Source organism: Sulfobacillus sp. TH-112 (assembly GCF_057473405.1).
This window is the reverse complement of the sequence record NZ_JBYCKN010000164.1, coordinates 16,949-38,261: the sequence shown is the minus strand read 5'-3', so window position 1 is coordinate 38,261 and position 21,313 is coordinate 16,949. Positions and strand designations below refer to the sequence as shown.

Here is a 21,313-nt window from a genome sequence, read left to right as displayed (position 1 = left end):
TTATGCGTCCTCCGATCGTCTATCGTTACGGCTTTCGAGCCGCCATGCGATGTAGAGACAGATGGTGGTTAGTGGAAACCATAAAAACATCCAGAAATACAGAAACGGGAATCCCAGCACCATCGGATGTATGCGGTCATACCATGGGAATAGCGCAACAATAGCCACAAAAGGGACTATAAGCCCCACAATCACCGCCGAAATGCGAGCCATCACATTCACCTCTTTCCCATTGCTAGTTTATTTGCGGTAAACCACCTCACCGCCGACTAATGTTGCCTCTATTTCTATATCGTCAAAAGCTTCGGGACCGTTAAGTAAAGGGTTTTGCGAAAGCGCCACAAAGTCGGCCCATTGGCCTACACGAATGTCTCCCACCTCCGACTCGCGAAACCCCAAATAGGCTGCATCGGTGGTATAGGCTCTCCATGCGCGCGCAATAGAAATTCGTTGAGAGGACCCCAAGAGCTTTCCAGAGGAGGTTTTTCGAGTTGTGGCAGTCAGAATAGATGCTAGCGGGTTAATGGGAGTCACGGGAGAGTCAGAATGAAGGGCAAACTGTATGCCAAGAGAATCCGCCCACGCCAGTGGGTCGAGGTTTTCGGCTCTCTCGGGACCAATGAATCGATCGCGGTGCCGATCGCCCCAATGAAAGACATGCCCAATGAAGAAGTTGGGCAAAACACCCAAATGCTCCATCGCTTGGAGTTGGCCGAAATGCGCCATCTGCGCATGTTCTATGCGGTGGCGCCTTTCGGGTGCGCCACGCTCCCCTAGTGCTTCTTTGTACGCTGATATGACGGTCTCAATGGCCGCGTCCCCGTTCGCGTGGATGGCTATTTGGACACCTTGTTCGTGGTAGGACTGGATGCGTTTCACTAAATCGTAGTGCGACAACACCAGAATCCCATGCTCGTCAGCTCGATCGAAGTACGGGGCGATAAGCTTGGCAGTATGCCCTTGAATTGATCCATCTGAGAATAGTTTTATACCGGGTACAGATAAAAACGGTGTGGAGGGATCGCTCGGAATCTCATCTTTGGTACCGTGGGCACGAACATAGCAGGTCGTACGGGTGCGCAGGACTTGGCGTGCTTCAGCCAGTTGATACGCCTCCCACACGCGTTGCACCGATTCGGGATTTCCAAGACCCATTGCAGCGTCTGCCGAGGAGGTCACTCCCGCACGATGACAGAGCTCCACCGCTCGGCCAATGTCGGCAACCATCTCATTAATAGTGGGGAGAGGAATGTGGCGGGTAATCGACTCTAACGCTTGAGACTCAAGTAATAATCCGGTCAATTGTCGGTCTTCACCATGAACGATGCCTTCGATGGTGGTCTGCGAATTAATACCAGCAAGCTCAAAGGCTCTCTGATTGGCGACGGCCAAGTGTCCCGAATTGTGGAGAAGGTACACCGGATGATGGGGAGCCACTCGGTCCAGTTCGGATTTCGTAGGAGGCCGTTCTTCGTGTAAGACGGTGTCATCCCAGTGATGCCCTAAGATCCATGTGCCACGCGGTTGAGTATGCGCAGCCTGTCGTATTTTTTCTAAAATATCTGCTACGCATTGATTGTGTGGCGGTCCACAATCAATTTGCGAGGCTAGCTGGCCCATCCACCACAGGTGAGCGTGAGACTCAACAAAACCAGGCAAAAGATGAGATCCATCGAAATGAAGGACCTCGGAAAATCTTTGGGATCTGAAGTGGTCCTTTTGCCCAATAGCGTGAATGCGACCGTCGCGAACCCACACGGCATTTCCGAGTGAGGCGGGCTGAAGAGGGGACATAATCGACGATGCCAATATTAAAGTGTCTTGGTGGTGCAACCAGTATCGCCTCCACAATATGTTGTGGGGGGCATGTGTTGAGGTCAACGCGGAGACACACGAAAAATATCAACATGTGAAATAAGTCGGTCTACAAATGTGGACCTTTCCACGCCGACGGGGTAAGCTGACGGGCTAGAGCGGAAAGTGCTCTCCATAACTGGTGCGCCCCAAATACACATGGGTCCCCCGTGCATCGCGTTGCGATGCTTTGGCCAAAAAGAGATGCTGGGGGAACTATATCATAAAAGTGAACGAGAGGCGAGCGACGTGGGAACCACTTATAGGTGTTCACTCAACTAAACACTGGGAAAACCGTACCGAGTCTTCCGGCATTCATCGTCTGGTAGGGTCCAAGCTAATAATGAGATTTTCGATTTTTAGACGCTCACTGAAGTTCCGCGCCCTCACACAGAGCGCTTTCTTAAGATAAAAATCTTCTCGCCGTTCATCGTGGTCACCTTCTCTCCCACAGCGTTTGTAGGACTGTTTTCTTTGGACATGCGTTTATGAGGAATGACTCGTGCGAAATGAGTCACCGGGATGAGGCTGTGGCGTTGTGACAGCGCTATAATACCATGGTTTTCGGGAGCTGACTTTTTTACCGTGCGACGGCCTACCACCCAGCATTGATAGCTACCTGGGCGACTGACACGCACGATCTCTTTTAAGGCGATGTCGAGGTCTTGATAAAAGGCCAATACTTTGCGAGCACGAGTGGCGTCGACGTGCTCAATTTGCCTCAACGCCTCCACTAAGGTCGGAGATGGCACGGTGTGTTGCAGTGCTGTGGCAGCAAGCCCGCGTAGCATGGCTTGATCCAACTTGGTGGGGGCGGGTTCGCCTTCAGTATGTTCCAAATTCAACCATTGCAAGACAACCGCGAAAATTGACCATAGGCGACGGCGGTACGGTTGCCGCCGTAGGGTGGTGATGTCATCGTTAAGTCGAAGGTTTCTTCCGGAAGTTCCGAGAGGTCCATGGCATTAAAGGCGTGTACAGTGACTGAGGGAGGCCGACCTTTTTCCCAAAGTCGTCGATGATCGATCTGATTGCGCGTGAGAACCTTGCGAAAAGTTCCGCGGACATCTGGATTCCATTGCAAAAGTCGTGCTTCGTCCAGCCGATACCATTTAAATTCGGCGTTGCGACTGTTAGATACCCAGCGTACCGTATCAGAAAAGGCGACCCAGAAGAAGGCTTGCATGTAGCTCGGGCACAGTGTCTTCGATGTCGCGTTTAAGAAGGGTGAGATTGTTAATTACCATCGGTTTATGCCAAAAGCTTAAGTGGGTAAAATGTGGCCAGTCGGCTTCGGAAAGTTTGAGGTTTTGGACATAGGCCATCAGATTTTCCATACAGGAATTCACGCCTCTGGAGTCCAAGCCGTGGGCTTGGACTGAGTCATTAAACGCGATAGCGGATTCACGTCCGAACCAACGGTGGTGAGACCCGCTAAGAGGCCCTCGACGACACTCGTACCACTTCCCATGAAAGGATCAAAAAGGGAGCGAATGCATGGTTGGTGCTCCTTGACCAGGTTGATGAGACTTTGCGCTACCTTGGGGAATCATCATAGCGGGATAACTGTGGTAGCCGTGACGCCATTCTTTGGTGTCGACGCCGGTAAAGCCCCAGTATCCCAAAGGGTAACCCGGAAATGTCTTGGCGGATCGCTTGGTCTTCTATGTGTGGTGACGAGGAAACGGGGATACCGTCCTTCCGTCAATGCTATTCCAAGCTAGGGTAGCATGGTTTCCTACCTTGTGGCTCGTACTTTCGGTACGTGTGAGGCATCCATTTATCCTTCCCTGAAAAGGGACTAACTCATGAAGGAGCCAGAAGTTTCCCGTGGCTAGTCGTGGAGAGTCTTGGTGAAGTATCGTATCCATCGTACCCGCAACACGTTCGGTACCAGAGGTACTTCGTTTGAAGCGAATCTTGGTGAAGACCGAAGATATTTGTAGACAAACGGGTTTATAGTCCGTACATTAATCGGTAATAGCGCAAGGGTCGTCCATTGGGAGGTCGACACCCACCAGCACATCAATATAATGCTTAACGATATTTTGGCGTTTTCCGAAAAGAGATTCTGACATCGATGAGAGGTGGGGGTTGAGTGACGCGGTATCGTTTTGCATGGGCAGGTGCCCTCTGTGTGAGTTCTGCAGTAGTATTAGCGGGGTGTGGTCAAAGCTCTCAGACTAAAGCGGCCACTGGGCGCAATGTGTCTGACACAGCGGTGGTCGCCTTGGCTCCAGAAACCGCACCCAACTGGTTTTTTCCCGTAGTGAGTGAGTCAGGATATACCTCGATTAATTTTCAGATCAACTTTCTGATGTATCGACCCTTGGTATACATTACGAAAACCAATCAAGTTGACTACCAGAAGTCCCTAGCCACCGCTATCACCCCCAATGCTAACGATACGGTATTTACCATTTCTCTAGGGGACAAATACAAGTGGTCTAATGGGAATCCTGTGACTGCACAAGATGTGGTGTTTACTTGGAATCTGATTCGAGCGGCCAGCCAATCGAATTCTCCGTGGGGATATGGTGATAGTGGAAGTGGAGGCGTGCCACAAGATTGGACGAGCGTCGTCGCGCAGGGATCAAAGACAGTAGTAGTCACTTTGACGAAATCTGTGAATCCCACATGGTTTATTCACAATGGTCTGAGTCAAATCAGTCCGGTTCCTGAGTCGGTATGGAACAAGTATCCTCATAACATGAAAAGTGAGTTGCAATTCATCGCGTCCAAAGCGAATAGCCCTCTATACGTTGGATATGACATTGTCGATGGGGCCTATCGTCTGTCTAGTTGGTCTCCGAACAATGAGTGGGAGTTTGTCCCGAATCCGTCATTTGGCGGTCACAAATCGTCGCTTCAAAAGGTGATTCTCAAGTACGAGACCTCGTCATCAAGCGAGTTTACGGAGTTGAAGGAGGGCGAGGTCAATGTGGGCTATCTTCCTCCTTCGATGTGGCGAGCACGATCGGAACTCACGGACGATAAAATCTCAGCCAGCTATGTGTTTGGGATGAACTATATTTCGCCGAATTTTAATAATGACGCGTTAGACGGGGCTGGTCCTCTCCTCAAGACACTCTATATCCGCCAGGCGATGCAGATGGGGATTGATCAAGCCGGCATGGTGTCCTCACTCTACCACGGCTACGCCGTGCCGACCGATGGGCCTATTGCGCCACGACCGTCAACACCGTTCTATGATCAAGCACTGAACGCATTCCCCTATCACTTTGACCCGGCAAAGGGCAAAGCGTTGCTCGAAGCCCATGGATGGAAGCTGCACAATGGCGTGATGACCAAAGCAGGGAAGTCGCTCTCTTTTACCATGCTCTATGCAGCTGGGAGTACTACCGAGACCGATGTGGTGCAACTGATCAAGCAGGATTGGGCGGAAGAAGGGATTCAACTGAATTTACAAAGTTTGCCCTTGAACCAATTATTTGGAACAATGGCTAGTCCCACAAAGTGGGCACTAGCGTATTGGAATGCCGGTTATGCCTATCAACTCGACTACTATCCAACAGGTGGAGAACTCTTTGTGGGCGGAGCGGCTGAAAACGGTGGCGACTATAACAATCCGACCATGAATTCGTTAATCGCGGACACCTATCGTCCGGGAACTCCGGCTCAGGTAAGTGCCCGATTGGATGCCTACCAGAAATTTGCTGCCCAGGACTTGGCCGCTTTGTGGATGCCATGGTTTCCTCAAGGGTATGCCCGAGTTCCGGCTTTAAACGTGCACAGCGATGATATTCATGGGACCGTTAGGTATTTCAATCCGGTTACTAACTTCATTTATGCTAACTATTGGACCATTTCGCAATAGTGACCGATAGAGGAGCCATGACCACTACGGTCATGGCTCGACGTGCTGATTCACGAAGGAGTGAGAGCATGGGGCGGCGATGGCTTCACCAACACCCCGAACTTGGTCATGAAGCCTATGTCACCGTATCGAATGTGACGGCACGCCTTCAAAACTGGGGAGTTAAGCCCCATCATCCGACACCGACCCGTGTGGTTGCGGAGGTTAGTGCTAGATCTAAGGTATTGTTGCACGCCGACATGGACGTACTTCCGATTACTGAAGACACCGGACTTTCCGTTGTTTCTCTAAAGGAGGGGCGATTGCTGGCCTGCGGACGCAAGGCCCGTACTGCCATGCTTTTGGGAGCCGCTAAATATTTTAGTGAGCGCGGGATGGCGAGGGATTTATGCGTTCGATTTGTCTTTCAACATGCGGAATAGATGCCAACGGGAAGGGCGCCTGAGTTAATCGGCCACGATATGATGCGTGGCATCGACTACGTCTTTCTACTCAATCTATTGGTGACTCAACCGACAGGAACGCTGCCAATGTGCAAACGGACCATCTTAGCCAATGCCGATGGATTTGATGGGAATATCGTTGGGCGTGGTAGGCATGGGGCAGAGCCACCGGGAACGGTTGATGCTCTGCGGGTTGCGCGTGAAGTGGTTACGCCAATGCATTATGTGTTGAGTCGTGTGACTAGTCCGTTTGATACTCTCGCCTTGACCAACGGAAAGATGTCGTCAGGAACGGCACGTAATGTCATTGCAGAGAGAGCATACCTTTTCGGAACGGTGCACACATTGTCGGATAGTGCCCAAGAGCGTGTCGACAATAAACGTAGTGCCATGTGCGACGGTATTGCTAGCACCTCTCGCGCACGAACGATATTTCGGTTTGATAAAGGGCTCCGATTGTCGTCAATAATGACATTGTCGTGCGAGAATTGTCCAAGGAGATCGATTCTCCTGGACTACTAGACGTGGGTGCTGGCGAACATATTAAGCTGGCGGGAGATGATTTGGCTTATTCTTTGCAATAGGCGCTCGGCGCGTATGGGTTTTTGGAATGTCGGCCATCAAGCGAATGGCTGGGGACCATCATTCACCGAAATTTATTGTGGATGAAGCGTGTCTTCCATTGGGAACTATGGCGCGCATTGCGGCTGCTCTCTACTATGGCTAGCTGGCTTCACCAATGTCTTGAGACGAAGGAGCATAAGAATGCAGTCAATTTGGATGGATGCCGATCCTGGAGTGGACGATGCCCTTGCAATGGCCACGGCTTTAGGGTGTTTCGATATTCAGGCGATGAGTACGGTCGCAGGAAACATTGCAGGGGACCATACCTTTCGCAATGCCGTGAAGATTTTTCAGCGTCTCGGTCGGCCGCATATACCGGTCTATCAAGGAAGTGATGAACCCCTTTTTGTACCGCTTTTTGAGGCGAAGGATGTCCATGGTGGCGATGGGCTTGCCGGACTCGGGGGAGACGAGTCGATTCCCCTTCCCCAGAATCCCCAGCCTGGTTGGGTGGATTTTGCCACCAGTATGTTTCACGCGAAGGGCACATCACTCGTTGCCACAGGCCCTTTGACTAATGTGGCAAAAATGTTTATGGCTCTCCCACATCTTCTAGGTAGCGTCACGGACATCTCGATTATGGGAGGGGCATATCAGGATGGCAATGTTACACCGACTGCGGAGTTTAATTTCTACGTCGATCCGCACGCGGCAGAGTGGGTATTGGCACATGCGGAAAATCGCCGTATCCGCCTCTTGGGATTAGATGTCGCAAGAAAAACCCGGATGGCTATTGATACCTTTACCCCACTCACTGATTATGGCGAGGCTGGATTGTTCCTATATCAACTGCTCACCCCATATGCAAAAGCGACCACTAAGGGACTGAATTCTCCCGCTTTGGTCTTATATGATGTCTTGGCGGTGGCTGCTCTTTATGCTCCCACTCTATTTCAATGGGAGGAGCGACCTGTGACGGTAGCCATGGAGGGGCCCATGCGTGGAACGATGATTGAAATGAATGCCAAGGCTAACCGAGCCCCGGTGTTGGTGGCCCATGACATTGACGTTTTAGCCTTCTACCAGTGGTTTTGGTCCGCCATTGGACGTGCATTGGCTTAAGGACCAGGGTTGGCCTCTCCGTCCCTTGCGGTAAGGGTTCGGAGGGGCGGCCTATTCCAGTCGCCTGTCGCAAAAGAGGTGAGTGGTACGAACAGGGAGGGGATGCCTCTAGTGCGGATGGACGATGCTCAAAACGAGAACGACGCTACCCCTTGAGAAGAACTGGCCCGCCTCCGAATTGTCCGGATCTAATCAGCAATAGCTTCCACCACGAGTTGGTGAAAGTGATGCACCCCGTTTTCTCTGAGGACACTATATCTTCCTCGGTCATAACTCTGCGATTTGAGTCCTTTTTGCACTAATTCACAAATACGGATATCCTCTTGCTGGATTTCCTCGGAGAAGTCAATAGTGGCTTTCATCTCTTCCGGTGACGCGATGGGACTTTTATACCATTCGAAAATGGTTAAAGTTTGGTCGACCGACTTTGGTAAAATCACGTTGGTTGAGATATTATCAGGATAGATATTCAACATGAGATTAGGGAAGATCCAGTAATAAAGGGCCTCGGGTGCTGCACTTGGATCGTCCTGCAGATATCGTCCATAGCGCCGCTCATCCTCGCCTTGATGAGGCCGGACCGGGGCACACTGTTTAGAATAGTTCCGATAGGTGATCACCTGATATTGATCGTAATCTAACTCTTGGAAGAGGCCTGGATGCACAATCGGGATGTGATAGCCTTCAAGATAATTATCCACATAGACTTTCCAATTACATCGGATATCGTAGTCACGTCGTTCCACAGAACACATACCATTCAAATCAAATCCGAGGGTCTTCACTTCAGCTATAATGGCGCCGTAATCTTCTTCGAATGACGGTGCGGAGCTATCGCAGTTTACAAAAATGAGCGGGCCCCACTCCGCCACACTAATGGGCTGTAGACCATAGTCGTGATAGTCAAACTCTTCGACTCCCTCCATTTCGCGTGCACTGATTAAGTGACCATCCAGCCCATACGTCCATCCGTGGTAGGCACATGAGAGGGCCCGACGTGATCCACACCCGACGGCCACCGGACCCGCTCGATGTCGACAGACGTTATAGAAGGCGCGAACAGTACCCGCGTCATCACGGGTGAGAAGAATGGGTTCACCTACCAATTCGGTAGTGAAAAATGATCCGGGGTTCGGTAAATCGGTCCCTTTGGCGACCAATTGCCAGGTGTGATGGAAAATGGCATGGGGCTCCTTGAACGCGATAGCGAGGTCAAAGTACCATGACGAGGGTAAGGTTTGAGCCTGACTGAGAGCGCGAGATATGAGTTTCGTTGTGGGCTTAATGACGGACAAGGCTACCATCCTTTCTCTCACCGACATCGATCGGTGAGATATCTTGATGGGGAAAGAATTCGCCGCAAGAGCGGTGAATCCTTTTGATGGGGATTGGGGGCTCTCTTTTTCACCTCTGGGATTTTTGGAGGAGAGTGGTCTTTGAGACCTTCGAGATGGCCAGAACACCCCTCATTGAGGGGCTTGTGCGAGACTGTTGCACGAGGCGTCTTGCGTGGATGCCCAAGTGGGTCACTGGCCCATTCATGCGATCAAAGGCACTAGCGGCGACGGCTACACCCAAGGATTCTGATGATGAGGGAACGGCCCGTTTCACGATTATTAAGCTGGGCGGGGCGGAGACAACTGAAATTGTCGGTATTGGCAATCCTATAGCCCACCTGTTCTTCTCTGGGCGCGTGACGATGGCATTAGCACTAATCGATGCCCTATTCATCGCGCAGGGTAATTTTTTTATGAAGGCGAATAAACCCAAAATTGGCGTGAGCTGTGGTTTTCTCCCCCAAATACCCATGAGTGTTCGCTGAAGAAGGCAGTTTAGTAGAAGGAAAGAGTTAGCGGGAAGTGAAGAGAATTTTGAACGGTAGTTCTCTCGGTAGAACATGTGGCCAGAAATTACGGGAGCGTTATCGGGGCATTAACCAGCTAAGCATCGTATAGTCCTAGAAAAAACCGAGATAGGTCATTTTCGATAGAGATTAAATATCTTCCGTCGAAGTATCTAGGCTGTGAATCGGTTTGATAGGATGCTCTGTCGTGGATGGCAATGGCCTTGATATATATGGTGTTGTCAGTGAATCTCGTGTGACAATCAGGCGAGAGCCCCGTTTGGCCGGGACTCTCGCCTGATGTGTTTTAATCTGGGTGTGATAATGATGAACTCAATGTGGAATCTGTAATTTTGCGCGTGATGACCTTCATGCTGAAAAACGTCACAAGGACCATGGCTACGCGAATTCCTACCCCGACGAAAAGCGTGTTCCGTAAATCAATGAGGGTGGCTAATTCCCCTCCCAGGAGAATTCCCACGAGGGTACCTAGACCCGTCACGACCAACCAGGCACCGCGAATTCTGCCCAAGACATGATTGGCGACGTGCTGTTGTCTGAGCGTCGCTAATCCCACCAGGACTAGGGTGTCGCCAGCATCACCCACGACTTGCTGTCCGAGGATAAAGAGCAAGATGAGCCAGAGAGGGCCAAACGCCAGGGGGAGCAGTGCGGTCCCGACGACAGCGATCCCAGCTCCGCCTAATAGTGCGCGCGCATATCCGAGGCGCTCCACAATCCGGGTGGTGACACTCGCTGTCAGAAGACCGCCTACTCCGCCGGCTGCATAGAGAACGCCTTGCCAGATAGGCTCAACGTGCAAGCCACGACTTACGTAGAGCATATAGACGGCCGATGAGAGCCCGAAAAAAAGGTTGTTCAGGGTATCCATGAGGACAAGCCGCCGTAAAAGGGGCTCCTTCCACAAAATGTATACTCCGTGTAGGATTTTTACAGAACGGTCCGGGTCCCCCTTTGACCCGGGAGATGTTGGCGGTGGTTCGTTGTGGTGGATGGCAAAGAGACTCACAGCTGAGGCAATAAAAGAGAGCATATCCACCACAAAGCTTAAAGGTCCACCAAGCCATTCAAACAACGCGCCGGCAATGCCAAACCCGGTGACTTCGGCCACGGAACTGAGGGCAGACAGTTTGGCATTGGCCTCGACAAGTTGTTCAGGAGTAATCAGCGTAGGAAGGTAGGCGTCGTACGCGCTCTCAAACAACACCTCGGCGAGGGACAGGAGAGCGGCTATGCCGATTACCAGCCCTAGGGTTAGTTGGTGCAATACGAACAGCAAGGGAATGAATCCAATAAGAACTGCGCGCAGACCATCGGTCACGATCAAAATATGTCGCCTTCGCCAGCGATCGGCGACGACTCCTGCCAGAAGGCCGAGAGCAATGCCTGGTAGCACCTCAGCAATACGAATCCAGGCTACCTGCAAAGGAGTAGCTGAAAGGGTGTAGATCACAAAGAAAGGAAGCACAAGACGGCTAATAAGGGAACCAAATAGCGACACGCCTTGACCAGCCCAGAGTTTACGAAACTCACGATGACGCATAATACTTGGGGACACCACAGTTCGCTCCATTCAGTCGTTAATCTGTCGCCAGACCAAACGACCCTAAGGCGATTTCCCAATGGAGCGGAACGCGTTAGAGAAAAATCCCATCCCATCCCATAAGAGGGGCGCCGAAATGGATGTCTGTGACAGATTATCGATTCAATTAGGATGGCGCATTAGCGCTTTATAATTAGCGAACTGCAGAGTGGCAAGATAGACACAACTCCTTGATCAAACTGTATTTATTATATGGATGAACTACAATCCTTGTCAATTTTGATGGAATAGAGCCATTATGGTGGCTCGACTTCCGTAAGAACATAAATTCCAGAAGCCACCCGATGTAGAGTAGCCGTCCTTAGTATGCGTTGATGAGTCTCGTACCAAAGGTCATCTCACCATGCGTTTATGGCAAGGCCCGCTCTCATTGACAGTCCGGCGATAGTTTCTTAGTTTTTGACTTTTTCCGCTATGAGAAATGCGTCCTCGTTTGAAGAGGTCCGCGATGACGCCTGGCACCACTTCAATTCCATGCGTTAGAGCACTTGCATATCCGGGGAGGCAAGAAACACTGGAATTTGCTGCATGCGGTAAAATGAGACCAGTGGAGGAGAGAGCATATGACCGAAAATCGTTGGCAAATTTTATCAACGACAAGCTTAGGCGCGCTCTTGTCGTCGCTCAATTTTAGTACATTGATTATTGCTCTACCGCAGTTGATGCGCGGGCTTCATGCCACGGTGTTGCAAGGGGTTTGGATCCTTATGGCCTATATGGTGGCACAGACAGTGATGGTCCTGATGGGGGGGAGCCTGGCTGACTTATGGGGCCGTCGTCGTTTATACATCTTAGGATTGTCATTGTTTACGGTGGTATCGTTTATCGCCGGGACAAGCCCTAATGCTCCCGAACTGATTGTACTACGAGTGTTTCAAGGCATCGGTGGGGCTATGGTAATGGCCAACAGTACCGCGATTGTGGCCGAGGCTTTCCCCAAAAAACAATTAAGTCGAGCCCTCGGTATTAATGTCATGGTGGTAGCGGTGGGTCAAATTTTGGGACCCGTGGTAGGGGGCTGGTTAACCACTGAATATGGATGGCGATGGACCTTTTGGTTTAATGTGCCGATTGGTATTTTTGCTGTGATTTGGGCGCTTTTTGTGCTCGGTTGGAAGGGGAAGGGGAGCGCGAGACCACTCGACTGGTACGGTATTTTCACCTATGTGATTGCCGTCACCGGACTATTATATGCGCTCTCACTAGGTGCGGTGACGGGCTGGGCGCATACGATGGTATTTATCGCTGGTGCGGCTTTTATCGTGGCGATGCCGCTGTGGATTTGGATTGAGTCGCGCACTCCCTGGCCGCTTTTGCATCTGCCGCTGCTCAAGATCAAACCATTTGGCTTAGGATCGATTGCTGCGGCGTTGAACGCCATTGCGCGTATGGCCGTGATCTTTCTTATGATTTTCTATTTCCAGGGGGCGCAGGGAGAGTCGGCCTTGATCGCGGGGCTCAAACTGATTCCGTTGGCTGCGGGAATGTTGATCCTGGCACCGATCGCAGGAGCGATTGCCGACCGCTACGGGACCTCGTGGCCCGCGACCATCGGACTTATCATCTCCACCGTTGGGTTTATCGGTCTGGCTGCGGGAATTGAAATCCATACCGCCTATTTCTGGCTAGCATTGTGGATGGCGATTATTGGGATCGGTGCGGGACTCTTTAACTCGCCCAACACCAGTCGTATGATGAGTGCGGCAGGCCCGGAGCGGCGTGGTGAAGCGTCGGGGATTCGTGCACTGACTACCAATACAGGCATGATGTTGTCGGTCGCGTTAGCATTTGCGGTGGTAGCCAGTTCTGTGCCCCGAGACGCCATGCTCTCGATATTCACCGGGACCGCTAGTCGCTTGCCTCACGCCAGTACCATATTGCCGCATTTCCTGTCCGGCATCCGCGCCACCTTCTGGGTGATGGCTGGGGTGAATCTCTTAGCGGTGGTCTTTTCAGCGATTGGGGTTCCTAACGATGAAACGTCTGGGGCCAAGGCATCTGGCACGAAATAGGGTAGGGGCAATGCCGCGCTGGTCATTTAGCGCGGCATTTAGGAAATATGGTCCACTGTTTGCAACTAAGCCCCTTCTCGAGATAACGGCTCGTGGAGGGAAGGGACTTGAGATAGGGCACGTTGATAATAGTGTAGAAATATTACAGCGACGATGACAAATATGGCCGGAAGAGCTCCGGTAATGAGTCGAAGTCCCCATTGAGCTTGGAGAGTTTGTACTGTCCTGTGCGCGTTGTACCCACTGAGAGCGAAGTAAAGGGCCATGACGAGGTAGTTGAGAGAGAGGCCAAGACGCACGATGAAGCCATTCATGCCGAGATACATTCCCTCTCGGCGACGTCCCGTGGTCCTTTGATCGTAATCAATAACATCGGCCAATAAAATATTAAGCAACACCAGGAATCCCGACACCGCGACGCCGAGTACCAAGCCATTCACAATGAGCATAAGGGCCGAATGGTCGACGAGAAATCCTAGCACCGTAATGCCATACCATATAGTAGTAATCACTGTGGCACGGGCCGTTCCGACCCGCACCGCGACACGGGCCCACACCAAAGTAAATGGTAGGGCTATGATAAAGATCCCTCCTAAAAACAGTGTGCTGTCGAAAGCCGAGACCGGGACGACATATTGGGTATAAAACGATGAGACGGTGGTAAACAGCGTGGTGCAAAATTGGATGAAAAAGCTTGCAATTACGTAATACACGAAGGTTTTATTCTTAAACGTCGCCGCGAGTGCGGGTCGGAGCAAAAAGGCGGACTCGCTGCGATATTGGGGATTTTCAAAGGATCCCAATAAGGAGAGATAGACAGTCATTACAGCCACGATCGCGAATGCGCCAGCCATGATCGACCATCCGAATGTGACTCCGAGCGATTTTGAGAGCGCTACACCGACGATGAGTCCAATAATACCAAAGACTTGCATTAGCGCGGCGACATAGGCCCTGGGCCCCTTTTCTTGATACATTTCGGGATAGAGACTACCAATATTGAGAGCGACGAAGGTAAATGACGCATCAAATACCAATGTGAGCGCTAAGAAATATCCTACTAACGATAGGCCATGCAATCCGGGTGGAACAAAAAGAAAGAAAAAGGCTAGGCCGAAGGGAACGCCGGCAAACGCAATATACGGGATGCGTCTTCCAAAACGTGTTTGGGTGCGGTCACTGATGTGGCCGGCTAAGAGATTCAAGAAGGCATTGATAAATCCGAACGCGACCATTGCTCCTGATAGTACTACATCAGGCGCATGCAACCGCGAGACATAGAAAAATACCGCCACAGTGCTAAATGCGTACCACAAGACATTGATCCCCAGTTGGTTAGAACTGTAGTAAAGACGTTTGGAGATCGGTATTTCCGCCACGAAAACTCCCACCTTTCTGACACGGTACTGCCGAGCTAATTCTATGTCTAGTCAAACAATTCCTGCGAAAAGGTATTATTACAAATCCACGAATCGTCTATCGCCATAGGGAACTGAAGAAAATCAACATCAGGGCACTTCAAAAATTTCGCTTGACAACCATTAACGGCACCGATTCAATACAGAGGAAAAAGAGATATGCAGTGGTAAGGGGCAGTGAATGGAATGAAGAGGCGGCCCCTTAAAGCCCATTAACGCACATCATAAGCTAGAGGAGGTAGAGAGTGGGTTTTGACGAATATGACTTAGTGGTGGTGGGGACGTGTTATACGGACCTCATTTATCGCGACATTCCCCATCTCCCCGCGCCTGGCGAAGAGGTGTTTTGTGGGGGCTTTCAATGGGCATTTGGGGGAGTCTATATTACCGCTGTGGCTGCGAGCCGCTTGGGGCTCAGAGTGGGGTTAATTGCTCCCTTAGGCCGTGGCGTATTGCCACAGGTAATGCGGCAGCAATTGATGCGTGAGGGAGTCGACACGAAGCTTCTCTATGAGGCCCAAGCAGACTTGGATTTTGTGACGGTGGCGATGAATCACGCAGGAGATCGGGGATTCTTGACCTACGATGACCCACGAGAACAGGACGAATTTCACACTCACTTGGAACGGGTGATGGGTCAGGTACGCTCGCGATGGGTGCATCTGAGTTCGCGGCTGGCCAGCGATGCCATATTTGAACACGGTCAAAGAACACATAGCCAAATATCGCTTAATGTGGGTTGGAATGAGTCTTGGTTACACGATAGAGAACTCAGACATCGCATTGTGCGTGCGGATCTTTTCATCCTCAACTGTTCCGAAGCTCTGGCCATAACGGGAGTTGCGAGCGCCTCTCAGGCCCTCGCGATTCTTATGAGAGATGCCAATCGAGTCATTATTACGCTTGGGGAAGATGGATGTCTCGCGCAAGAACGGGGACAGTCGCCAATTCGCTACCGTGGCGTTCCTGCACCGGTATTAGATACGACAGGGGCTGGCGATAATTTCGCCGCGGGCCTGATTGCCGCACTCAGGGCCGGGAAGTCTTTGCGGGATGCCTTAATATTGGCCGATTTTTGTGCATCGCAATCGGTTCAGGCCATGGGAGGGTCAACGGCATCCCCATCCCGTCTTATGGCAAACCAATTCTTGACAAATCAGTCGTGGCAATTACCCAACTACGCCGGATGATGTGCATTTTGGAGAACAGGAGACCTGATCATGAAGTTAGCAGTCTTAGGAGGAGCCGGTATTCGTATTCCGCTTCTGGTCAAAGGGATTACCGGGGCGTCTCAGCCGTTATTTGATAAGGTGACGCTTTTTGACGTTGACGAAGAACGTTTATGGGTGATGTCTCGGTTGGCACAATATCTGCTGGATCAAGCTGGATCCCCCGTCCAACTCGAAGTGAGCACAGATATTGCGGAGTCGGTTCGCGGCGCCCAGTATGTATTTAGTGCCATCCGGGTTGGACAAAATGCTAGTCGGGTAATTGACGAGCGAGTGGCATTGCGCCAGGGAGTGGTGGGGCAAGAGACTACTGGTCCCGGAGGGTTTGCGATGGCGCTGCGCACCATTCCTGTGGCGCTAGAATATGCGCGGGTTATTCGCGCGGTGGCGCCCGACGCCTGGCTTTTGAACTTTACCAATCCCGCGGGGATTATCACCCAAGCGCTACTAGATCATTCTGAAGTGCCTGCCATCGGCATTTGTGATTCACCGCTTGGTATTCAGTACCGACTGGCACGGTATCTTGCCGTCAATGCTGAGGAATTAGAGATGGACTATGTGGGCTTGAATCACCTGGGGTGGATTTCCGATGTGCGCCATCGGGGCGAATCTAAGATCAAAGAATTGCTCCACCACTATGAAGATCTCAGTCAAGCGGATGCTGAATTTGGTGCGTTTGATGCTGGGCTGGTAAGGCAAATGGGTCTTTTGCCCAATGAATACCTTTACTACTACTATTATTCGGCAGAAGCAGTACGTAACGTGGTATCGGTTGGCGAGACACGGGGGGAACAAATCGTCACGCTGGCGGAGCGTTTATATTCCGACTTGCGTGAGGCGGTCCGGGATGGAGATCTTAGTCGGGCGTGGGCGTCATATCAAAGTACCATGGGCATGCGGTCGAAGACCTATATGCAGCGGGAGATGAATTCGTCCACTGAGGAACGCGGCGATCGAGAAGAGGACGGGCCCTCTACCGGTTACGCTGGGGTGGCGATGCAGGCGGTCCAAGCGATGCGGGGAGAAGCGCTTTATCCCATCATTTTAAATGTACGCAATGGGGGAGCGGTGACCGGCCTTCAAAGATCTGACGTTGTCGAGGTGCCAGCCGTGGTCAATGCGAGTGGGACACATCCCTTAGCCATGGGAGAGTTACCCCGAAAAATCGCAGGACTCATGCTCAGCGTGAAGGAATATGAACGCCTAACGGTACAAGCTGCCGTGACGGGGGATATCCAGACGGCCATTGAAGCATTGACGGTGCATCCCTTGGTCCCTTCTTATCGCGTCGCTAAAGCGCTGTTTGAGGACTATCGCACCCAATTGGCACAGTGGCTGCCGCAATTTTAATAGTGGAAGAGATGACAGGCAAGGTTCCTTTAAGAGATGGACGAAGTGACGATTGGATGTGGAAACGTCGCGAAAAAATCCGGAGGGTACCATCAGCCTCCGGATTTTGTGTTGAGTTGGATTATTCGAGATTAAATACCACCGTGGTCGCGTAGGTCATTTCTTTCACGGCATATTCGGGGCCTTCCCGCCCGATGCCCGAGTCTTTGACTCCCCCATAAGGCATATTGTCGGCACGATAGCTTGAACTGTCGTTTACGATAAGGCCACCCACGGATAAGTGCTCTGCGACGTAAAAGGCGATGTTGAGGTCACGAGTGAAGAGGCCAGCTTGCAGTCCGTAGCGACTATCATTGGCCATGGCCACGGCGTCTTGAATGTCGTGGTAAGGGATAATAATGGCCACGGGTCCAAATACCTCTTCTTGCATGACCTTAGCTTGGGAATTCACGTTCGTTAAGAGCCAGGGCGAGACCATAGCTCCATCGCGGGTGCCTCTCACGATGGCAGTGGCCCCCTCCGTGAGGGCTTCTTCCACCCAAGACGTGACGCGTACCGCGGCAGGTTCATCAATCATGGGGCCAATAACCACCGATGGGTCTTCGGGGTTGCCCATCTTCAGCGCGGTGATATGCGCTTCAAAGAGGCTCAGGAATGCGGCATAGATGGAATCATGAACGTAGATTCTTTGGACTGCGATACAGACTTGACCCGAATAGGCATAAGCTCTTTGCGCCAACACTTCACTCGCACGTGATAAGTCGGCGTCAGCATGCACTATATTAGCCGAATTGCTTCCCAATTCTAGGAGTACCGGCTTTATCCCTGCCGAAGCTTTAATGAGCGCTCCGACAGCAGCAGAACCCGTAAAGGAAACGAGTCCGATCCCGGGATTCTTGACCAGCCAAGCACCGATTTCGGGATTAGCCCCGGTGACGACATTGATCCATCCAGGCGGTAGCCCGGCGTCTTCCAGAAGATGGGCCAAATGAAGTGCTGTCAGAGGTGTGGTAGGAGCGGGTTTGAGTACCACGGCGTTCCCTGATGCTAATGCGGGCCCCACTTTATGCAAGACCAAATTGAGTGGGAAATTAAATGGCGTAATCGCCAGAACTACGCCATAGGGTTTTCGTAACGTGAATGCCAATCGATTTTCCGACCCAGGGTTGCCGCGTACTGGCACTTCTTCTCCATGTAAGGTGCGAGCGGCGAGAGCCGAATAGCGCAAGGTTTGTTGAGCCCGATCGACCTCCACGCGAGCATCTCGGAGAGGCTTCCCGGCTTCTTGAGCAATGGTCAGTGCAAAATCTTCGCGTCTTTGCGCCAAAAGTGTGGCGGCCGTTTCTAGAACACGACAGCGTTCGGGAATGGAGAGAGGACCTCGGGTCGCCTCAGCAGCAGCATCCACGGCCGCTGCTGCATCAGACGCGCTTGCCTCGGACACGTCCGCCAAGGTCATTCCAGACCATTTATGCAATACCGAATAGGTTTTTTTCGATAAAACTTCTTGACCACCAATATGTAGTCCTTTATGCATCTTTCAAACCTCCTTATGTGAGTGGATGCCTGTCGACAGCTGTTTACACACAACCAATGCACTCCTGACTCTATGATAGCCATTGCTACTCGATGTCGACAAAGGAAATACCGTCCGTGGTTGTCATCGGCGAGGTGAGATCCAGCAAAATACGCCGTTCTTTGAGATAGTCATAAGTGGCACGGCTCGCATCGACAGTTTGTGTGTCAATAGTGGCCGATAAGACCTCTTCGCTATCCCCGCTGAGCGATGCTAGAATTTCTCCGTGCGGGCCTGCGACGCAACTTTCACCGAGGTAGTGAATGGGACCGTCACTTCCGACGCGGTTCGCCATGGCAATAAACAGATGATTCTCTTGGGCACGCGCACGAATGGCGACGCGATGGGTGTCTCCATAAGGCGCCATATTGCCATTGGTGAGGACAATTAAATCGGCACCGAGAGTCGCGACGGCCCGGGCTGGTTCGGGGAATTCCACGTCGTAACAAATGAGGATACCGAGTCGCGTCCCATGCCATGAGCGCACGTAAACCCTTTTGCCGGGATGCACTCGCTGGTTTTCTCCCACCCAGAGATGTAGTTTGCGATAGGCTAATAGAAGCCCGTCTGGGCTGATTAACACCGAAGTATTGTAAATCCCATCTTGGGCACGCTCAGCGAGCCCTATGACCATGGCCGATTGATGGATTTGAGAAAGCTGGATCAGGCGGGCTATCATTTGGCCGTCAAGGGGTTCGGCCAACGCTTTGGTGGTTTCTTGGTCGGGAAATCCCAACAGAAATCCTTCCGGGAAGACCACTAAATCATGAGACGGGCCAACCGTTTTCATCACAACGGCTACCTTGTCAAGATTGTCTTCTGGTTTTCCGTCAGAACATTGGAGTTGCGCGAGAGCGATCTTTAACTGGCTCATTGTACTCCCCTTCTTTGTAAAGATCCCCGAAGAGCACGAGTGTCTCCGGGGATGTGTTGGTCAGACTCATTGGGATATAGAACCTCTCAATAATTCCATTTCATCAATATGAAGCGAGACAATGGTCGCCTCCGGGAAACCTGGGTCTCACTCATCGGCGACGATACTTCCCACTTTGTCTTTTAGGTTAGGAATCTGTCGCTGTCGTAGCCATGCATATCCTATTCCCACTACAAGCATGGCTAGGATTATCCAAGGAAAGAGATTATATGGCGATGGTTGTCCCGGCTCGATAAGTCCCCATAGAGGGAGAATAAGAAAAGCCACCCCGAGAATGGGGATAATGAGATGGCGCCAAATTGAGAAGCTTTTGCGATGTTGGCGAAGAAAGTAGACCGGAAGGGCTACGTTTAATGCTACGTACACCAAAGCAATGGGAATGGTACCCAAACTCCCCATCTCTCCCGCAACATTTATCGCAGAACCGTGGCTTGCCCAGAGTAGGGTGAGAACCAGTGCAAATATACTATAGACGACAAGAGAGACCCAAGGAGTGCCATATTGACTGACCTTGCCCAGTCCGTGCGGGAGAAGTTGTTCACGACCAGCGCTAAAGATAATTCGCGTCTGCGCCGTTGTAGCACCGAGTAGTGACGAAAAGGTGCTGGTTAATCCGGCCAGGTAGACTAAGATCGCAAATGGCCCTAGTGCTTTGCTGGCGGCGGTCACGAAGGGCACCGAGAGACCGGCAATGGTGGTAGCGTTATTGTGGAATACTAGTGATGTCGTCCATGCCATAAGTACGTAGATGACGCCAACAAAAATTGTGGCGGTGTAGATAGCCCGAGGGACGGCGCGTCGGGCATTTCGTGTTTCTTCCACCATAGCGCCGGGATTACCTACACCAATAAACATAAAGATAGCAAGCGGAAATGCTAGCCCCAAACCAGACAGGCCGTTCTTAATGTGGCTGGGATTAAAGCTAGCGAAGCTTAAGTGCGAAGCATTGGTAGCCACCATGGCGACCATACTTACCACAATGAGTAATAGCTCAAAGAAAAATGAGGCCATTGCCCAACGGGCGGACACTTTGACTCCGCGATAGACAAGAAACATCACAAATCCGACAAAGATCACCGTAATGAGTTCCCAAGGAACGGAGACATGTAGAAACTGTGACAAAATGAGCGCGGTCCAAGCGCCCATGACAGCCATAACATAACCGACAGCGACAATGTATCCAAAAGCCAGCGCCCAGGCCGTTAACACCCCGGGTATGGCGCCAAAGGTCTTTCCAATGTACGAGATATATGACCCCGAACTTGGCGTGACTCTGGTAAATTCCGTCAGGCTATTAACTTTTAGCAAAATAGCGACTGCCGCCACAATGATGGCTAGTGGGCTGGCCACTCCTGCAGCACCAGCAATCACCGCAAATGAAAAGAAGAAGCTCATTGCGGGTGCCGTGTCTGCTAATGACACCCCTAGAATGTCGGCTGTGGTTAGGGTGTTCTTATGAAGACGTTGGTGGTGCTGTGGCTTGGATTCGGCTCTGATCATAATGAT

18 protein-coding genes and 1 riboswitch are annotated in these 21,313 nt (G+C 51.5%); of the genes, 8 read left to right on the top strand and 10 right to left on the bottom strand.

The genetic code is table 11. From position 1 onward, the window contains the following. From ACOJWD_RS11630 to ACOJWD_RS11615, 4 genes are all read right to left on the bottom strand, one after another. Complete coding sequence (locus tag ACOJWD_RS11630; RefSeq protein WP_486993400.1) at positions 1–213, bottom strand: DUF3311 domain-containing protein; 213 nt, start codon at positions 211–213, stop codon at positions 1–3. Positions 214–240: 27 nt separating this feature from the next. Beyond that, positions 241–1,833: an amidohydrolase gene (locus ACOJWD_RS11625; protein WP_486993399.1), complete on the bottom strand. Its 1,593-nt coding sequence runs from the start codon at positions 1,831–1,833 to the stop codon at positions 241–243. A gap of 97 nt (positions 1,834–1,930) precedes the next feature. After that, a riboswitch (cyclic di-AMP (ydaO/yuaA leader) is annotated at positions 1,931–2,060 on the bottom strand. A gap of 180 nt (positions 2,061–2,240) precedes the next feature. Beyond that, positions 2,241–2,699 carry a hypothetical protein gene (locus ACOJWD_RS11620; RefSeq protein ID WP_486993398.1) on the bottom strand — a complete coding sequence of 153 codons (459 nt, stop codon included), beginning with the start codon at positions 2,697–2,699 and terminating at the stop codon, positions 2,241–2,243. Next, entirely contained in the window at positions 2,696–3,040 is a 345-nt protein-coding gene (locus tag ACOJWD_RS11615; protein ID WP_486993397.1) for a hypothetical protein, read from the bottom strand. The genes ACOJWD_RS11620 and ACOJWD_RS11615 overlap by 4 nt, the downstream gene beginning before the upstream one ends. A gap of 912 nt (positions 3,041–3,952) precedes the next feature. Between ACOJWD_RS11615 and ACOJWD_RS11610 the strand changes: the two genes are divergently transcribed. The 4 genes from ACOJWD_RS11610 to ACOJWD_RS11595 all read left to right on the top strand — a co-directional run bounded on the left by ACOJWD_RS11610 (position 3,953) and on the right by ACOJWD_RS11595 (position 7,821). Further along, complete coding sequence (locus tag ACOJWD_RS11610) at positions 3,953–5,692, top strand: peptide ABC transporter substrate-binding protein (protein WP_486993396.1); 1,740 nt, start codon at positions 3,953–3,955, stop codon at positions 5,690–5,692. 68 nt (positions 5,693–5,760) lie between these two features. Beyond that, positions 5,761–6,114, top strand: a complete 354-nt coding sequence (locus tag ACOJWD_RS11605; RefSeq protein ID WP_486993395.1) for a M20/M25/M40 family metallo-hydrolase — start codon at positions 5,761–5,763, stop codon at positions 6,112–6,114. Then, positions 6,115–6,657: a zinc-binding metallopeptidase family protein gene (locus ACOJWD_RS11600; RefSeq protein WP_486993394.1), complete on the top strand. Its 543-nt coding sequence runs from the start codon at positions 6,115–6,117 to the stop codon at positions 6,655–6,657. It begins immediately after the preceding gene. Positions 6,658–6,900: 243 nt separating this feature from the next. Beyond that, positions 6,901–7,821, top strand: a complete 921-nt coding sequence (locus tag ACOJWD_RS11595; protein ID WP_486993393.1) for a nucleoside hydrolase — start codon at positions 6,901–6,903, stop codon at positions 7,819–7,821. A 188-nt stretch (positions 7,822–8,009) separates the two neighbouring features. Here the strand turns inward: ACOJWD_RS11595 and ACOJWD_RS11590 are convergent, their stop codons facing one another. Beyond that, positions 8,010–9,116 (bottom strand): aromatic ring-hydroxylating oxygenase subunit alpha, encoded by a 1,107-nt coding sequence (locus ACOJWD_RS11590; RefSeq protein ID WP_486993392.1) that lies wholly within the window; start codon positions 9,114–9,116, stop codon positions 8,010–8,012. Positions 9,117–9,334: 218 nt separating this feature from the next. Here ACOJWD_RS11590 and ACOJWD_RS11585 point away from each other — a divergent pair, with 218 nt between their 5' ends. Then, positions 9,335–9,643, top strand: coding sequence for a hypothetical protein (locus ACOJWD_RS11585; protein ID WP_486993391.1), 309 nt, complete (start codon positions 9,335–9,337; stop codon positions 9,641–9,643). Between the two features lie 328 nt (positions 9,644–9,971). On the opposite strand, the gene ACOJWD_RS11580 is transcribed toward ACOJWD_RS11585, so the two are convergent. Further along, entirely contained in the window at positions 9,972–11,243 is a 1,272-nt protein-coding gene (locus tag ACOJWD_RS11580) for an MFS transporter (protein WP_486993390.1), read from the bottom strand. A 608-nt stretch (positions 11,244–11,851) separates the two neighbouring features. On the opposite strand from ACOJWD_RS11580, the gene ACOJWD_RS11575 reads away from it, so the two are divergent. After that, complete coding sequence (locus ACOJWD_RS11575; RefSeq protein ID WP_486993389.1) at positions 11,852–13,300, top strand: MFS transporter; 1,449 nt, start codon at positions 11,852–11,854, stop codon at positions 13,298–13,300. 65 nt (positions 13,301–13,365) lie between these two features. Here the strand turns inward: ACOJWD_RS11575 and ACOJWD_RS11570 are convergent, their stop codons facing one another. Further along, positions 13,366–14,679: an MFS transporter gene (locus tag ACOJWD_RS11570; protein ID WP_486993388.1), complete on the bottom strand. Its 1,314-nt coding sequence runs from the start codon at positions 14,677–14,679 to the stop codon at positions 13,366–13,368. A gap of 284 nt (positions 14,680–14,963) precedes the next feature. Here ACOJWD_RS11570 and ACOJWD_RS11565 point away from each other — a divergent pair, with 284 nt between their 5' ends. After that, positions 14,964–15,908, top strand: coding sequence for a carbohydrate kinase family protein (locus ACOJWD_RS11565; protein WP_486993387.1), 945 nt, complete (start codon positions 14,964–14,966; stop codon positions 15,906–15,908). Between the two features lie 30 nt (positions 15,909–15,938). Further along, entirely contained in the window at positions 15,939–17,297 is a 1,359-nt protein-coding gene (locus tag ACOJWD_RS11560; protein ID WP_486993386.1) for a family 4 glycosyl hydrolase, read from the top strand. Between the two features lie 121 nt (positions 17,298–17,418). Here ACOJWD_RS11560 and ACOJWD_RS11555 read toward each other — a convergent pair whose 3' ends face one another. The 3 genes from ACOJWD_RS11555 to ACOJWD_RS11545 form a co-directional block, all read right to left on the bottom strand. Further along, entirely contained in the window at positions 17,419–18,834 is a 1,416-nt protein-coding gene (locus tag ACOJWD_RS11555; protein ID WP_486993385.1) for an aldehyde dehydrogenase family protein, read from the bottom strand. An 85-nt stretch (positions 18,835–18,919) separates the two neighbouring features. Further along, positions 18,920–19,747: a carbon-nitrogen hydrolase family protein gene (locus tag ACOJWD_RS11550; RefSeq protein ID WP_486993384.1), complete on the bottom strand. Its 828-nt coding sequence runs from the start codon at positions 19,745–19,747 to the stop codon at positions 18,920–18,922. Between the two features lie 147 nt (positions 19,748–19,894). Then, entirely contained in the window at positions 19,895–21,307 is a 1,413-nt protein-coding gene (locus ACOJWD_RS11545) for an APC family permease (protein ID WP_486993383.1), read from the bottom strand. Positions 21,308–21,313: the final 6 nt, after the last annotated feature.

What these genes read in the sequence shown, in the direction of transcription:
- ACOJWD_RS11630 (WP_486993400.1), bottom strand. Translation starts at nt 213, where the DNA reads ATGGCTCGCATTTCGGCGGTGATTGTGGGGCTTATAGTCCCTTTTGTG.
- ACOJWD_RS11615 (WP_486993397.1), bottom strand. Translation starts at nt 3,040, where the DNA reads ATGCAAGCCTTCTTCTGGGTCGCCTTTTCTGATACGGTACGCTGGGTA.
- ACOJWD_RS11605 (WP_486993395.1), top strand. Translation starts at nt 5,761, where the DNA reads ATGGGGCGGCGATGGCTTCACCAACACCCCGAACTTGGTCATGAAGCC.
- ACOJWD_RS11600 (WP_486993394.1), top strand. Translation starts at nt 6,115, where the DNA reads ATGCCAACGGGAAGGGCGCCTGAGTTAATCGGCCACGATATGATGCGT.
- ACOJWD_RS11595 (WP_486993393.1), top strand. Translation starts at nt 6,901, where the DNA reads ATGCAGTCAATTTGGATGGATGCCGATCCTGGAGTGGACGATGCCCTT.
- ACOJWD_RS11585 (WP_486993391.1), top strand. Translation starts at nt 9,335, where the DNA reads ATGCCCAAGTGGGTCACTGGCCCATTCATGCGATCAAAGGCACTAGCG.
- ACOJWD_RS11575 (WP_486993389.1), top strand. Translation starts at nt 11,852, where the DNA reads ATGACCGAAAATCGTTGGCAAATTTTATCAACGACAAGCTTAGGCGCG.
- ACOJWD_RS11560 (WP_486993386.1), top strand. Translation starts at nt 15,939, where the DNA reads ATGAAGTTAGCAGTCTTAGGAGGAGCCGGTATTCGTATTCCGCTTCTG.
- ACOJWD_RS11555 (WP_486993385.1), bottom strand. Translation starts at nt 18,834, where the DNA reads ATGCATAAAGGACTACATATTGGTGGTCAAGAAGTTTTATCGAAAAAA.
- ACOJWD_RS11550 (WP_486993384.1), bottom strand. Translation starts at nt 19,747, where the DNA reads ATGAGCCAGTTAAAGATCGCTCTCGCGCAACTCCAATGTTCTGACGGA.
- ACOJWD_RS11545 (WP_486993383.1), bottom strand. Translation starts at nt 21,307, where the DNA reads ATGATCAGAGCCGAATCCAAGCCACAGCACCACCAACGTCTTCATAAG.